13 protein-coding genes are annotated in these 15160 nt (G+C 60.3%); 6 read left to right on the plus strand and 7 right to left on the minus strand.

Features of this window, described 5'->3' with window-relative positions:
• Nucleotides 1-111 precede the first annotated feature (111 nt).
• From purD to ACWKWM_RS23955, 3 genes are all read left to right on the plus strand, one after another.
• The gene (gene purD, locus ACWKWM_RS23945; RefSeq protein WP_483848526.1) at nucleotides 112-1407 is read left to right on the plus strand and encodes a phosphoribosylamine--glycine ligase; all 1296 of its coding nucleotides are present in this window, start codon (nucleotides 112-114) and stop codon (nucleotides 1405-1407) included.
• Between the two features lie 91 nt (nucleotides 1408-1498).
• Nucleotides 1499-4294 (plus strand): hybrid sensor histidine kinase/response regulator, encoded by a 2796-nt coding sequence (locus tag ACWKWM_RS23950; protein WP_483848527.1) that lies wholly within the window; start codon nucleotides 1499-1501, stop codon nucleotides 4292-4294.
• A gap of 68 nt (nucleotides 4295-4362) precedes the next feature.
• Nucleotides 4363-4959, plus strand: a complete 597-nt coding sequence (locus tag ACWKWM_RS23955) for a MarC family protein (RefSeq protein WP_483848528.1) — start codon at nucleotides 4363-4365, stop codon at nucleotides 4957-4959.
• A gap of 18 nt (nucleotides 4960-4977) precedes the next feature.
• Here the strand turns inward: ACWKWM_RS23955 and ACWKWM_RS23960 are convergent, their stop codons facing one another.
• The 7 genes from ACWKWM_RS23960 to cobG form a co-directional block, all read right to left on the minus strand.
• A complete protein-coding gene (locus tag ACWKWM_RS23960) occupies nucleotides 4978-5628 on the minus strand; it encodes a hypothetical protein (RefSeq protein ID WP_483848529.1) in 651 nt (216 codons plus the stop codon).
• Nucleotides 5621-6301 carry a hypothetical protein gene (locus tag ACWKWM_RS23965; protein ID WP_483848530.1) on the minus strand — a complete coding sequence of 227 codons (681 nt, stop codon included), beginning with the start codon at nucleotides 6299-6301 and terminating at the stop codon, nucleotides 5621-5623. The genes ACWKWM_RS23960 and ACWKWM_RS23965 overlap by 8 nt, the downstream gene beginning before the upstream one ends.
• A 61-nt stretch (nucleotides 6302-6362) precedes the next feature.
• Nucleotides 6363-7172: a hypothetical protein gene (locus ACWKWM_RS23970; RefSeq protein ID WP_483848531.1), complete on the minus strand. Its 810-nt coding sequence runs from the start codon at nucleotides 7170-7172 to the stop codon at nucleotides 6363-6365.
• Between the two features lie 407 nt (nucleotides 7173-7579).
• The gene (gene cobJ, locus ACWKWM_RS23975) at nucleotides 7580-9295 is read right to left on the minus strand and encodes a precorrin-3B C(17)-methyltransferase (protein WP_483848532.1); all 1716 of its coding nucleotides are present in this window, start codon (nucleotides 9293-9295) and stop codon (nucleotides 7580-7582) included.
• Nucleotides 9295-10026 (minus strand): precorrin-2 C(20)-methyltransferase, encoded by a 732-nt coding sequence (locus ACWKWM_RS23980; RefSeq protein WP_483848579.1) that lies wholly within the window; start codon nucleotides 10024-10026, stop codon nucleotides 9295-9297. Before ACWKWM_RS23980 ends, cobJ begins: the two co-directional genes overlap by 1 nt.
• The gene (locus ACWKWM_RS23985) at nucleotides 10026-10652 is read right to left on the minus strand and encodes a precorrin-8X methylmutase (RefSeq protein ID WP_483848533.1); all 627 of its coding nucleotides are present in this window, start codon (nucleotides 10650-10652) and stop codon (nucleotides 10026-10028) included. The genes ACWKWM_RS23980 and ACWKWM_RS23985 overlap by 1 nt, the downstream gene beginning before the upstream one ends.
• Nucleotides 10645-11988 carry a precorrin-3B synthase gene (gene cobG / locus ACWKWM_RS23990; RefSeq protein ID WP_483848534.1) on the minus strand — a complete coding sequence of 448 codons (1344 nt, stop codon included), beginning with the start codon at nucleotides 11986-11988 and terminating at the stop codon, nucleotides 10645-10647. The genes ACWKWM_RS23985 and cobG overlap by 8 nt, the downstream gene beginning before the upstream one ends.
• A 128-nt stretch (nucleotides 11989-12116) precedes the next feature.
• Here cobG and cbiE point away from each other — a divergent pair, with 128 nt between their 5' ends.
• The 3 genes from cbiE to ACWKWM_RS24005 are packed head-to-tail and all read left to right on the plus strand — an operon-like array spanning nucleotide 12117 to nucleotide 15156.
• Nucleotides 12117-13319, plus strand: coding sequence for a precorrin-6y C5,15-methyltransferase (decarboxylating) subunit CbiE (gene cbiE / locus ACWKWM_RS23995; RefSeq protein WP_483848535.1), 1203 nt, complete (start codon nucleotides 12117-12119; stop codon nucleotides 13317-13319).
• Nucleotides 13319-14416 carry a cobalt-precorrin-5B (C(1))-methyltransferase gene (locus tag ACWKWM_RS24000; RefSeq protein ID WP_483848536.1) on the plus strand — a complete coding sequence of 366 codons (1098 nt, stop codon included), beginning with the start codon at nucleotides 13319-13321 and terminating at the stop codon, nucleotides 14414-14416. The genes cbiE and ACWKWM_RS24000 overlap by 1 nt, the downstream gene beginning before the upstream one ends.
• Nucleotides 14413-15156 carry a cobalt-precorrin-6A reductase gene (locus ACWKWM_RS24005; protein ID WP_483848537.1) on the plus strand — a complete coding sequence of 248 codons (744 nt, stop codon included), beginning with the start codon at nucleotides 14413-14415 and terminating at the stop codon, nucleotides 15154-15156. The genes ACWKWM_RS24000 and ACWKWM_RS24005 overlap by 4 nt, the downstream gene beginning before the upstream one ends.
• Nucleotides 15157-15160: the final 4 nt, after the last annotated feature.

The following is a 15160-nucleotide window of genomic DNA, read 5'->3' on the forward strand; positions in this document are numbered from 1 at the left end:
GAAACGATATTCCTGTGTACGCAGGGCGACCGCTTCGCCAACAAGTTGGCTCCTACAGAACAGGGTCGCTAGCCGACCCCACACAGAATTAGCGTCATCGAGGTTTTTCAAATGAACGTACTCATCATCGGCAGCGGTGGCCGTGAACACGCACTGGCCTGGAAAGTTGCGCAGGACCCTCGCGTGCAGAAGGTATTTGTTGCGCCGGGCAACGCTGGCTCGGCCACGGAAGCGAAGTGCGAGAACGTCGACATCGACGTTCTCGCACTGGAGCAACTGGCCGACTTTGCCGAGAAGAATGTGTCCCTGACCATCGTCGGCCCGGAAGTACCCTTGGTGGCCGGCGTGGTTGATCTGTTCCGTTCCCGTGGTCTGGACTGCTTCGGCCCGACCGCAGCGGCTGCACAGCTGGAAGGCTCGAAAGCGTTCACCAAAGACTTCCTGGCGCGTCACAAGATTCCGACCGCCGATTACCAGAACTTCACCGAGATCGAGCCTGCGCTGGCGTACCTGCGCGAAAAGGGCGCACCGATCGTGATCAAGGCCGACGGTCTGGCTGCGGGCAAAGGCGTTATCGTCGCCATGACGCTGGTCGAAGCCGAAGATGCCGTGCGTGACATGCTCGCCGGCAATGCATTTGGCGACGCCGGGTCGCGCGTAGTGATCGAAGAATTCCTCGACGGCGAAGAAGCCAGCTTCATCGTCATGGTCGACGGCAAGAATGTTCTGCCCATGGCCACCAGCCAGGATCACAAGCGTGTCGGCGACGGCGACAGCGGCCCGAACACTGGCGGCATGGGTGCATATTCCCCGGCACCGGTGGTCACTGCCGAGGTCCATCAGCGGGTGATGGATCTGGTCATATGGCCGACCGTCCGAGGCATGGCTGAGGAAGGCAACATTTACACCGGCTTCCTCTATGCTGGTCTCATGATCGACAAGGCTGGCAACCCGAAGGTTATCGAGTTCAACTGCCGCTTTGGCGACCCTGAAACCCAACCGGTCATGCTGCGTCTGCAATCGAGTCTGGTTTTGCTGGTTGAAGCGGCTCTGGCACAGGCGCTGGATAAAGTGGAAGCCCAGTGGGATCCACGTCCAAGCCTTGGCATTGTGCTGGCAGCAGGCGGATATCCGGGCGACTATGCCAAAGGCACCGTGATTGGCGGGCTGGACGCAGCGGCCACCCTGCCGGGCAAAGTGTTTCACGCAGGAACGGCGCTTAAAGACGGTCAGGTCGTGACGTCAGGCGGTCGAGTGTTGTGCGCGACAGCGTTGGGCAACAGCGTTGGCGAGGCACAGAAACAGGCTTACGCATTGGCAGCAAAGATTGATTGGGAAGGCTGTTTCTATCGTACCGACATTGGCTACCGCGCCATTGCTCGTGAAAACGGTGGAAACCTGGAGTAAGACTCGCTCAGACAGGCATTTGCGGTAAATGCCTGCCTGAACTTCCAGTGCCGCCGAGAGATAATGGCTTCATTCACGAAGGGATTTCGCCGTGCGCTGGCTCAGGATTGCCACAGGATTGATCGTCACACTGCTGACCTTGCTCTGCACGCCCATGGCGGGCGCCGAGGTCAGTGCAGGATGGTCGACGCTCGTCGACGACCAGGCCAATCTGCAACTCAGCGATATTCGCTCCTCCCATTACGACACCGAATTCAGCCCCGTTCAGCTCGATCAGGTGCGCGCGGCCCCCCGCGGGGCTGCGCTCTGGTTGCACTATCAGGTGCCGCCGACCGATCACGAACAGCTGTTGCGCATCTTTGCGCCAGATCTTGCCACCGTCGACATGTACGTCCTCGACGGCCAACAGATGATTGACCACTCGCGCACCGGTAACGATGTTCCGCGAACCGCTCAACCGCTTCCCTCGTTCGATTTCCTGCTGCCCATACCGCAAAGCAATCGCCCGCTGGATATTTTCCTGCGGCTCAAATCCGAACAGGAACTGCGCCCCAGCATCTCGCTGCAGCCGGCCATCACGGCTGCGGCGGACGAACGCCAGCCGTTGCTGCTTGGGCTGTTCTTCGGCTCGCTGGCCATGCTGATCCTGCAAAACATTACCCGATTCGCCCAAACCCGCTCCCCCAGCAGTCTTTGGCTCGCAGCTTGCGAAGCCTGTCTGGGCTTGAGCGCCATGCTACTGCTCAACCTTCAGGCACCGTGGCTGACCCATTGGCATATCGCCCAAACGCCAAGCGCGCATATCGCTTTGCTGATGGCGGCGGCAACCGGGCTGCTGTTCGCCCATTGTTTCTTTGTGCAGCGCGGTGTCGAAGCATTGAATCGGTTGTTGATGGGCTCACTGCTGGTGATCGGGTTCGGCGCACTGCTGGTGCTGTTCGTCGACACGCTGCCGCTCAACGTGCTGACCTTTTTGCTGGTGGCCTGCACCACACTTGCCATTACGCTGGTGTCCATTTACCACCTGCAAAAAGGCTATGCCCCGGCGCGTCCGTTCGTCATCGCGATGATCGTGTTTAACCTGGGATGCCTGGTGATTCTTCCGGCGCTGCTGTGGCTGACCAACATCCCGGCACAACAGCTGATCATCGGCTTGCTAGCAATCTTCTGCCTGTGCGGGCTGCTGATGAGCATTGCCCTGAGCGAACGCCATCGCAGCATCACCGAAGACAACTTCAGCATCAGTCGCGAACTTGCGGCGAGCACCGCCGAGATCAACGCCAAGGCCGAGTTTCTGGCAAAGATCAGCCACGAAATTCGTACGCCCATGAACGGCGTGCTGGGCATGACGGAGTTGTTGTTGGGCACGCCGCTTTCCGTCAAACAACGCGACTACGTGCAAACCATTCACAGCGCGGGCAACGAGCTGCTGACGTTGATCAACGAGATTCTCGACATCTCTAAGCTTGAGTCAGGACAGATCGAGCTGGACGACGTGCAGTTCGATCTTAACGCCATGATCGAGGACTGCCTGAGCATCTTCCGCGCCAAAGCCGAGCAGCAAAGTGTCGAACTGATCAGCTTCATTCAGCCGCAAGTGCCACGCGTCATCAGCGGCGACCCGACCCGTCTGCGTCAGACCCTGCTGAGCCTGCTGGAAAACGCCCTGAAAAAGACCGATGAAGGCGAGATTCTGCTGGTCGTCGCTCTGGATTCGCGCGGCGGCAAACCGCGTCTGCGCATTGCCGTGCAGGACAGCGGCTCGCCGCTGACGCCAAAGGAGCGCGATGCCCTGCTCCATGCCGAGCTGCACAGCAAGAATTTCCTGGCCGCGAGCAAGGTCGGCGGCCACCTTGGGCTGGTCATTGCACGGCAATTGATCCTGTTGATGAACGGCGAGTTCGGCATTCAAAGCGGCAGCAATCAAGGAAGCACGCTGTGGCTGAGCCTGCCGCTGGACCCTGATCGTCTGGAGCAGCCAGCCGCTGATCTGGATGGCCCGCTCAAAGGCGCACGGGTGTTGGTAGTCGATGACAACGACACCTGCCGTAAGGTGTTGGTCCAGCAATGCAGCGCCTGGGGCTTGAATGTGAGCGCTGTGCCTTCAGGCAAGGAGGCGCTGGCGCTGCTGCGTACCAAAGCTCATCTGCGCGATTACTTCGACATCGTCCTGCTCGACCAGAACATGCCCGGCATGACCGGCATGCAGCTCGCGGCCAAGATCAAAGAAGACCCAAGCCTGAACCACGACATTCTGTTGGTCATGCTGACCGGCATCAGCAACGCGCCGAGCAAAATCATCGCCCGCAATGCCGGGATCAAACGCATTCTGGCCAAGCCGGTGGCTGGCTATACGTTGAAAACCACGCTGGCGGACGAGCTCAATCAACGCAATAAAGGCCAGTTGCCGTATTTGCCTGTGCCCCTGCCAAACCCGGAAATCAACGTGCCGAGCGACTTCCGTATTCTGGTGGCCGAAGACAACAGCATTTCCACCAAGGTCATTCGCGGCATGCTGGGTAAGCTCAACCTGCAGCCTGATACCGCCAGCAACGGCGAAGAAGCATTGCGCGCGATGAAAGCCCAGCACTATGACCTGGTGCTGATGGACTGCGAGATGCCGATCCTCGATGGTTTTTCGGCGACCCAGCAACTGCGCGCCTGGGAGGTCGGTAATCAACGCGTGCGCACGCCAGTGGTAGCACTGACCGCGCATATCCTGGCCGAGCACAAGGATCGCGCCCGCCAATCGGGCATGGATGGGCACATGGCCAAGCCAGTCGAGCTGTCGCAACTTCGTGAGCTGGTGGAACATTGGGTGGCGCAGCGTGCGATCAATCAGGCCAATGCCCAAGCCGCCGACCGTGATCGCTATCAGCAAATCTGACGCTTGAGCGTCTGCACCGCCTGATAGACTCCCTCACGTCCACTCCCTGCTGCCGCGAGCTCAATCCCATGCTCCACGTGTTGTTCAGCGTTTATTTGAAGATGTTGGTGTTGTATAGCCCGTTTTTTGTCCTGTCCTGCTTCATCAGCCTGACCCGCGGCTATTCGCGCAAGGAGCGTCGGCACCTCGCCTGGAAAGTTGCGCTGGCAACCCTGATCTCCAGCGTCTTGCTCTATCTGTTCGGAAGAGTGATTTTCAGCGTGTTCGGCATCACTGCCGACGCTTTCAGAATTGGCGCCGGCAGCGTGCTGTTCATCTCGGCGCTGGCCATGGCGCAAGGCAAGTCGGCGGTCCAGACCGATAACGTCCAGCAGGATGTAACCATCGTACCGCTGACCATCCCGTTGACCGTGGGGCCCGGCACCATTGGTGCGCTGTTGGTCATGGGTGTCAGCCAGCCACATTGGGACGACAAGCTCACTGCCATTGTCAGCATTGCATTAGCTAGCCTCACGGTTGGCGTTGTGCTGTATCTGTCCAACAGCATCGAACGAATTCTTGGCGATCAAGGCCTGCAGATCGCCAGCCGCCTGATGGGGCTATTCGTCTGCGCACTGGCTGCGCAAATCATCTTTACCGGGATCAGAGGCTACTTGATTCAGTAGCTTGCACGGCTGGAGCTGTCAGAACCGCAGGTTCTGAATGGCTAGTCGAGCATTGCCCTGGAGTCGACTGCGCAGATAGTCGCGGTGCGGAGCGAACGCCTTGGCATCGAACGTATAGATGCCGCCCGTCAGCCTCACGACCATGTCACGCTTGGTGATTTCAGTAAGTCCGAAAATATCGCTGGAGGCATAGGCGTTGGCATGCACCCCGATCATCAGTATCTGAATCTGCCCTGCGCTATTGCGTTCACAGGGTACGGATTGAAACGTGCTTAGCGTGCCCTCGCCGCGCCCCTGCTGAAAGAACACCCGGGCGTATTCATTGATGCGCATTGATCTGAAACCCCGCGCGACTTCCTCCACCAGACGGTCAACGCCGGACAGCCCTTTGATCGTATAGACGATCCGATCCAGTTCAGCTGGCTCGCTGACCACGATCGGGTCCATGAAAACCTGAGCGCCGGGCGTGCAGCCGAATTTTTGCAGCTGAGCACGGTAATACATCATCCAGCTCAGCCAGGCATCCTGACGACGCCACGTGGCACTGGCGAAGTAATCGGCAAAGCGCAGGACTTTCAAGACATCGCTTTTCTCCTGCCGCGAGAAGCCCGACAGGAATGACACCAGATTAGTGCCGGCTACAACGTTGTTTGCGATCTCACTACTCATTGACGTTCACCTGCAACCGGACGATAAGCTCTTGCGCTTTTTCACCGAGTTTTTCCTTCAATCCGTCCCGATAGTCGTCGTACCCGATGTCAGAGAGTTCCGCGTTGAAAGCGAGAATCTCGACATTGCCCAACACCTGATTGGCTTTGAAAGGATGCAGGATCGACGCGGGCGTTTGCGCCTCAAGGCTGAGAAACGATATCCGCACACTGTGCAAGATGGCGTCTGCATCCACAGCGCTGAAATGGAACACGTGAAGGTGCCCATTGGCAGGGTCGCCATGCCTTGCCGTGAGCGCCGGCGAACCTGGGTCCGAGCGTTGCAGCAATGACATGGCCTGCTCCACTGCTTGTGCAAGACAGCCAGTGCTCATGTCACGCATCTGAGCAAACTGTTTTAACACTTCATCCCAAGGCGTAACACCGTCAAGCGCACCGCCGCCAATACGGTATTGGTTACGATGCAAAATGCTCCACGCAAACTGTTTAAGCGCTCCTAGATAAAGTTCAGTCCAGTCATCTCCCGATAAACGTTCGTTAACCGCTCTCTGCGCGACCAGTTGTGCGCACAACTCCGACACCAGCACATCATTTAGCTGTGAAGTTTCGAGACTGGGCGCAAAGGCAATTAAATTGCCGGCGCTTTGATAGACACTTTGCAATCCATTGCTCATGATCATTCGACTCTGGAAATATTGAAGGGGAGTTACATTCCAAATGTAACTCCCGACGTGATTAAAACTTCAGTTCGGCAATATACTTGCGCGCCCGTTCACCCAGCGCGTCTTTGATAGCGTCTTTGATGTCGTCATAGGCATCGAGATCCAGTATCCAGAAGGTGCTCGCCTTGAAAATACTGACGTCCTGCGCCTGCCACTCCCAGAACAGAAAATTGTCCCTGCTATACGAGGAGTTAAGCGCTGCGCTGCCCAATGCCATGTATACATCCCCATCGGACTCGAGCGCCGAGCCGATGCCGAAATCAGACCCGTTGTGCGCATTGGCGTTGCGCTCAAATACCCGTAGCGGCCCCTGTTGCGACTTCAGAGCGCTGATGGCTTCGGTTGCAATGCCACTTAGCAGCGCAGCCGCCTGACCGGGACCGGCCAGAGCAGCGATCGCAGTGGAAAGAAACTTGACGCCCAGCTCATCCATCGTGAAGCGCTGTTCTCGGGCGTGGTATTTGGTATAGCCCTCGCCAGTGCGTGCCCAGCCACATGTGGACATGCCCCTGGTAAATTCGCTGAACCACTTCTCAGGGTGTGCTTTTGCATTGAACGAAGCATCGGCCGCGGCTTCGGCAAACAGCAAGGAACGCTTGATTGCAGTCTTGTTTTCACGCGCCATACCCGCCAGAAAGGCCACGATCTGCCTGCCTACGACCGACGCTTCCTTATCCTTGGGATCCAGTACTAACGAGCGCGCTAAACGAGGATTACCGACTGCACTGGCGACCGGATCCGGGATGTTGATCTTGTCGCCCATTTCACCAACAAGCGCCCTGCGCTCGTCACGGGACATGATGTAATTTGCATGTTCATTCATGTGGTAAGTCCTTTTAAATAATTAGTTTGTCCATCCGGACGCTATAAAACCTAACGAACATCTTTAATGACGTCTACCCCTGAATAGGCGACCGAGTCATCTCCGCCATCCTGTAAATTTTATAGAACCGCAAAATGTAGCCCGGCAAACCCTGCTCGTTCCACCCAGGCAAACGCCGTCAAATAACGGCTGCCCGATAACTCGCCTTATAACAAAGAAGTTTTCCTACAGATAAATAGTCTTGGGCATTTCAACAGCAAGTAAGTCCCCGTGCACAATCGCGCAGAGAAATATCCGAAAACCTCCGAATTCGCGGACGCGTCCTACGGCGACTGGGGGAAGATCAGAGCCGTGCCGGCCTTTTGCGTGCCACCGGAAGTGAGAGCAAAAAGCCGATGTCGCAGGGATTACTGCTGGGGTCGGGCTCCGTACCAGCGAGGCGTGTACGCCCAAAGACCGCCGTCGGCACGCGCAAAGCTGCAAGTGAGCGATGAGCCGATCAGCACCATCGTGCGCATATCAACCTGCTCCGGTGTCAGTTCGCCCAAGGTAATGACACGCAGGGATTGACCCGGACGCCCAATGTCGCGGCCCAGAGTCACCACCGTTTGCGGCGTGCGGTGTTGACGCACGATCTCCAGCGCACGACCCAATTGCCAAGGGCGCGAACGTGAAATCGGGTTGTAGAAGGCCAAGGCAAGGTCGGCCTGACAGGCGAGGTCCAGACGCTTTTCGATGATGTCCCAAGGCTTGAGGTTATCCGATAGCGACATCACGCAGAAGTCATGGCCCAGCGGCGCACCGGCCTGTGCGGCCGTAGCGAGCGACGCTGAAACCCCCGGCAAAATCTCCAGATCGACGGCATGCCATTGGGCGTTGTCGGATTCGTGCAAGGCCTCAAGCACCGCTGCCGCCATGGCAAACACGCCCGGATCGCCAGACGAAACCACCACCACCGAACGACCTTGTGCAGCCAGTTCGAATGCATGCCGCGCGCGCTGCATTTCTTCGCGATTGTCGGTGCAATGCAGCACCTGATCAGGACGAAACGGCCCGGCCATGCGCACATAGGTTTCGTAACCCAGCACATCGTTGGCGCGCGCCAGCTCGGCTTTGACAGCCGGAATCATGAAGTCTCTGGCGCCGGGGCCCAGACCAATGACCGCCAGCCGCCCTCGCCCACGACCGATCTGATCGACCTCCAGTGGCCGCGGCGCCAGGACGATTGCAATGCCTTCGCCCCCTCTGATCGGCTGGGACAGTTGCGGCAGAGCGCGCTCAGCCATTTCGCCAACATCAGACGAGGCATCAACAAAACGCAACGGCACGCTCAACTGCACCGCCGCAGCGTGCAGTGCAGGGTTCGCCATTTCGGTATCGCTGGCCAACAGGCAAGCGAGCGACTGAACGGCAATGCGCGCCTCGTGCAACGCGCCGCGCACCGCATGTGCCAATTCAGGCAGCGCCGCATCTACCGCCACCAGTACATTGCGCGGGTAGATCAGCAATTCGTGGGGAGAAGGCTCGCGTTCGGCGTTGCCCACATGGATCGCCAGCTGCGCGTGATCGTCCTCGGGCAACTGCGCCTGATCGAGCCACGGCGCGGCACCTTCAATGCGAACGCTTTCGCCGGATAGCAAATCCGAGACGAAGCGCTTGCCCAGTTCCAGATCACCCAACGCGTAACCTGCGGGCGGATTGAGCAGGCAGGTGCCAAAACGCAGTTCGCCGCTGGTGGTAATCGCCGCAGCGACCTCAAGGCCCGCCGCAATCTCGCGGGCCATGACATTGACGCCGCCCAGACCGCCGAGCAACGGCACCACCGCGCTGCCATCTTCTGCAACGGCCAGCACCGGCGGTTCAGCGCCCTTCTCCAGCAACAGCGGCGCCAGCGTTCGGATGACAATGCCGGCCGCGCACAGGGCGATGATCGGCGTGTCCTGTTGATACAGCTGACGCAACGTGGCGCCGAACTCGCTATAGATGCGGTCCGCGCCCTCGACGCGTTCGGCCAGGCCGTGAATCAGCGCGTCCGGATACAGCTGCTGAATCCGCAGCGCCGTCGCCAGCGCACCTTTGCCCAGAATGATAATGGCCGGGGCTTTCAAATTGGACGTGCTCATCAGCCCTGCCACCGCTCGCCGGGCACGATAATCAGCGAGAAATACGGCGACGACATCGGATCGACCTCGGCCAACGGTACGATTTTCTGGTTGGCCATGGTCGCGCGTTCGACGTACAGCGCGCGATCCGCCAGGCCGGTTTCTACCAGCACCTGACGCACCTTCGGCAAGTTGCGCCCCAGCTTCATGATGACCGCCGCATCGGCATCCACCAGCTTGCGTTTCAGCTCTTCAGCCGACAGTACGCCCGACAGCACCGACAGGCTCTGATTGCGATAGACCAGTGGCGCGCCCAGCACTGACGCCCCGCCCAGCATCGAGCACACACCCGGAATAACTTGGGCTTCATAGCGCTCGGACAGACGATCGTGCAGATACATATAGGAGCCGTAGAACATTGGATCGCCTTCGCAGATCACCGCCACGTCACGTCCGGCGTCCAGGTGCGCTGCCACATCCTCGCTACAGGTATCGTAGAAATCGCTGATCACTTGCTCGTAGGACATCGGCGCCGGCAGCGCCTCGGTGGTCACCGGGTAAATCAGCGGCATCAGCGTTTGCGCATCCTGCAAATGCGCTTCGATGATGCCGAACGCGTTGCCCTTTTTGCCCTTGGCCACGAAATACGCCACCACGGGGGATTCACGCAGCAGGCGCAGCGCTTTGACGGTGATCAGTTCCGGGTCGCCGGGGCCGACGCCCAGGCCAATCAAACGACCGCGAGGCTGCATCATTCGACCTCCGTGGCCAGCGCGTTTACGGCGGCGGCGGCCATAGCGCTGCCGCCGAGACGGCCTTGCATGACCACGTACGGCACGCCCCGGCTGTCAGCGGCGAGCATGTCTTTTGACTCGGCGGCGCCGACGAAGCCGACCGGAAAGCCCAGGATCAGCGCGGGCTTTGGCGCGCCTGCGTCGAGCATTTCCAGCAGATAGAACAGCGCAGTCGGTGCGTTGCCGATCACTACCACGCTGCCTTCCAGATGCGGCCGCCACAGCTCAAGCGCGGCAGCAGAACGGGTATTGCCCAGCTCGCGGGCCAAATCCGGAACGCTGCTGTCACGTAGGGTGCAGATCACCTGATTGTTGGCCGGCAAACGCGTGCGCGTTACCCCTTCGGACACCATCCGCGCGTCGCACAGAATCGGCGCACCGGCGGCCAACGCGTCACGCCCGGCCTTGCCTGCACCCGGCGAGTAACGCAAGCCGGCGATGGCATCGACCATGCCGCAGGCGTGAATCACCCGCACGGCGAGTTTTTCCAGGTCGGCCGGAATCGTGTCGAGCTTGGCTTCGGCACGAATGATCGCGAAGGAGTTGCGATAAATCTCCTGGCCGTCGCGGATGTAATCAATCATCGGTGTTGCTCCGTGAGCCGGCGTTCAACTGCGCGCCGACTGCTTCAATAGTGAGGTCACGCCCACGCAACTCGCCGAAACCCGGCTGATCTGCGTGGCGAAAATAGAGGTCGTAATGGCCGTCGGACACGGCGAGCAAGGTCACTGGCGCGATATGCGCAGCAGCGCAGGAACGCACGCAACCGGTCAGATGAACCGGCTGACTTGATTGCAGATGAGCCGCGAGTTTGAGTGCATCGGACTTAGTGTCGGCCAAGCCTTTTGCGCAGGCGGCGCTTCCGGTGCAGGCGATCATCTGCGCCAGCGGCTGGTCGGCGCTGACAATCAAACCTGCGTCTTGCAAACCGCTGAGCGCTTGGTCGGCATCTTTGCTGGCGACGTTGCGCAGCATCAGGCTTTGCCAGGGCGTCATCGTCAGGGTGCCATCGCCCAGCTGCTCTGCGAGGCGTGCCGCTTGAGTCAGCATCGATGGGCTGAGACGTCCCAGTGGCACTACCGCACCAATCGCCACCCGCTCACTTTCGGCCTGTGGATAAATGCCGATGTGGCCGTTCGGTTTTGTCGGCTGACGCCGCCATGAGGTGATGCTTTGCGCGGTTCGCAGCGGCGTTTTAAGCCGGGCCGACAGTTGCTGGACAAATGTCTGGGTCGGCATTTCCGCCAGCAGGTGACGCATGCGGGTCTGCTCAGGGCGCGCGGATTCAAGAAACAGCTCAAGCACCGCGATCACAAGCTCGTGAGCCTGATCCAGCGGCACTGCGCCAACAGGCGAGTCCTGTGCCGGGCAGCCTGCCAGTCCGAATGCCAGCAGCGTTTCACTGTTGACGTCTATCGCTGACAGCCACAGGTCATGGGGGTGCTCAAGCATCACCAGCCCTTCACCGCCGTCCAGCGACAGCGCGAATTTGGGTGACAGGTCGTGAAAACCTGGGTGGTTTTCCAGCGAATGCAGCATTTGCCGCGCCAACGGTCGCGTGTCGAACAACTGCTGCGCATCGACCCCGGCGGTGGGGCTGAGCATCAGGTTGCGCACGTCATCACTGGCCGGGTTACTCGGGCCCAGCCCGGCATCGAGCAAGGTAGCGATCAAACCCTGATGGTCAGCGCCAATCCCTCGAATCTGAAGATTGCCGCGATTGGTCGCTTCGATCACGCCACTGGCGTAGCGCTCGGCGGCCTGGGCCACGGCGTTGGCCTGGGCTGTGGTGATAACGCCCCCCGCCAGTTTGATCCGGCAGATCCCGCCATCCAACGCCGGCACGATACGCAACAACCCCGGACAGGCCGAGGGGCGTAATGGCGTTGAAAGCGGGCGAGCGTGGAGCGGCTCGGACAATGGATCACCTGATTGAAGGCTGGCTGGAAACGTGAAGAAACACTTGTGCCCCGTGGGCGCGGTATTATGCCTGCTTTGTCCGCAGGCATGAAAAGCCGGTCTGTCGGAAGTTCGATTGAGGAAAGTGCATGTCGCCGTGGCTGACAGTCGTGGGAATCGGTGAAGACGGCTACAAGGGGCTGGGAAAGAACGCACGTCATGCGCTGCTAAAAGCGCAGCAAGTGTTCGGCAGTTCGCGTCAGCTGGCGCTTTTGCCGCCGTGCATTCAAGCGGCGCGTCGTCATTGGCCGAGTCCGTTTTCGCTACACCCGGTGCTTGAGCAGCGTGGCGCACCTGTCTGCGTGCTGGCCAGCGGTGATCCGATGCTGTTCGGCGTGGGCGTAAGCCTTGCGCGTCAGGTGCCGTTCGATGAAATGCTCGTGCACCCGGCGCCCTCGTCTTTTTCACTGGCGGCAGCGCGCATGGGCTGGGCGTTGCAGGATGTGGTCACGCTGTCTGTCGTTGCGCGGCCGCTGGCGGCGCTGAATGCGCAGTTTCACCACGGCGTACGTTTGCTGGTGCTGAGCAACGACGGCACAAGCCCTGCCGCGATTGCCGGCCTGCTGCGCGAGCGCGGTTTTGGCCCCAGCCACATGAGCGTGCTGGAACACTTGGGCGGCGATGCCGAAAGACGCGTTGATGGCATCGCCAGCGAATGGGGCAATCCCGAAACCGCTGCCTTGAATCTGGTCGCCATCGACTGCCGCGCCGACGCCAATGTGCTGCGTCTTTCGACCCTTGCCGGCCTGCCCGATGAGGCTTTCGAGCACGACGGCCAACTGACCAAACGCGACATACGCGCCATGACCCTCGCTCGCCTTGCCCCCAAGCCGGGCGAATTGCTGTGGGACGTCGGCGCCGGCTGCGGCTCCATCGGCATCGAGTGGATGCGCGCGCACCCAACCTGTCGCGCGCTGGCCATCGAGGCCGATGAGGGTCGCCAGCAATTGATCGAATTCAATCGGGATGCGCTGGGCGTACCGGGGTTGCAACTGGTGCGTGGGACTGCGCCCCAGGCCTTGGCCGATCTTGAGCAACCTGACGCGATCTTCATTGGCGGCGGCGTCACCCGGCCCGGCGTACTGGACATTTGCTGGCAGAACCTGCGCTCAGGCGGTCGTCTGATCGCCAACGCTGTCACCCTGCAAAGCGAGGCTGCGCTGGTCAACTGGCGCGAACTCCACGGCGGCGAGCTGACGCGCATTCATCTGGCCCATACCAAACCCTTGGGCGATTTCGACACCTGGCGTCAGGCATTGCCGATCACGCTGCTGGAAACGGTCAAGCCCTGATGCGCGAAGAAACCGCCGAACAACCTGCGCCGCTGCGCAGCGGTTTGACTACCGGCAGTTGCGTCACGGCAACCAGTCTGGCGGCGGCGCGTTTGTTGCTCGGCGGCGAGGTCAACGACGCCGTGCAGATAGTGCTGCCCAAGGGCAAGCAAGTGCAGATGCGACTGGAATTTTGCCGTTTGATCACAGACGGCGCCGAAGCCGGGACGATCAAGGACGCTGGCGATGATCCCGACGTTACCCACGGCGCTTTGGTGTTTTCGCAGGTCAGGCTAATGGCCGGGAAAGGCGTGAAGTTTCTGGCCGGACCCGGCGTAGGGACCGTTACCCGACCGGGACTGGTGTTGGGCGTCGGCGAACCCGCCATCAATCCCGTCCCGCGCAAAATGATCATTGAGCATTTGGATGGACTGGCCGAAGAGTTCGGCTATCAAGGCGGTTTTGAAGTAACGGCCTGCGTTGAAAACGGCGGTGAACTGGCGCTCAAGACCATGAATCCCAGGCTCGGCATCCTGGGTGGCCTGTCGATTCTAGGCACCAGCGGCATCGTTCGGCCGTTCTCCTGCGCGGCGTATATCGCGTCGATCCATCAGGGCATCGACGTCGCCAAAACCAATGGGTATCTGCACATCGCCGCCTGCACCGGTAACGCCAGCGAAGACACCATGCGCGCGGTATATGACATCCCCGACATTGCCCTGATCGAGATGGGTGACTTCGTCGGCGCCGTGCTCAAGCACCTGCGCAAAGTGCCTGTGGACAAGCTCAGCCTGTGCGGCGGCTTCGGCAAGATCAGCAAACTGGCGGCAGGCCACATGGATTTGCACAGCCGGCATTCGAGCATCGACCTGCCGCAGCTGGCGCAATGGGCTGCCGAAGTCGGCGCCGATACCGAGCTGCAAGCGGCCATTGTGGGTGCCAATACCAGTCAGCAGGCATTGGCGATGGCCGCCGCGCGGGGGATCGCCTTGGGTGATGCCGTTTGCCAGCACGCGCTGAATTTCGCCCGCAGCGTCGTACCTGCGCAGGTTCAGGTGGAAGTGTTCGCCATCGACCGCCAGGGCGGCATCGTCGGGCGCGCGGGGGTCTCGGCATGAAGCGATTGTTGCTGTTGGGCGGCGTGACTGAGGCGCTGGCAATGGCGCGGCAGTTGGGGCCAGAGCACATTTACAGCTTGGCGGGCGTCGGGCGGGTGCCCACCGATCTCACGTGTCAGGTGCGGGTCGGCGGTTACGGTGGGGCTGAAGGGCTGGCGCACTTCGTGCGCGATGAGCGCATCGATTTGCTGGTGGACGCCACGCACCCGTATGCCGCGCAGATCAGCCAGAACGCCGCGACCGCTGCACAACTGGCGGGCATCCCGTGTTGGGCGCTGCGGCGTCCGGCCTGGGTGGCGAGTGGGGCCGATGATTGGCGCGAGGTGGAAAACTGGGACGAATTGATCGCAGCGCTGGCGCCGTTCAAGCGCCCGCTGTTCACGCTGGGTCGCGAGCCGTTGCAGCATTTGCGTGAGATCCCGTCGCATCAGTTCTGGACCCTGCGCGCGCTGGACAGCTATCCCGGCAATGAGCGCTGTGAAGTGATCGGCGCTCGTGGACCGTTTCTTCTGGAAGATGAGCGGGCGCTGTTTGCGCAGCGCGACATCGATGTGCTGATCAGCAAGAACAGCGGCAGCGGCGCCACCGAGCCCAAGCTTGAAGTGGCGCGTGAGCGCGGGGTGCCGGTGTTGGTCTTGAAGCGCCCCGAATTGCCGGAGGTGAATCGGGAGTTTTTTTTGGTCGACGATTTACAACAGGCATTAAGGGATCTACTGCCAGACACACCGCCTCGCGAATAAATTC

The organism is Pseudomonas rosaeacicularis (assembly GCF_057128745.1).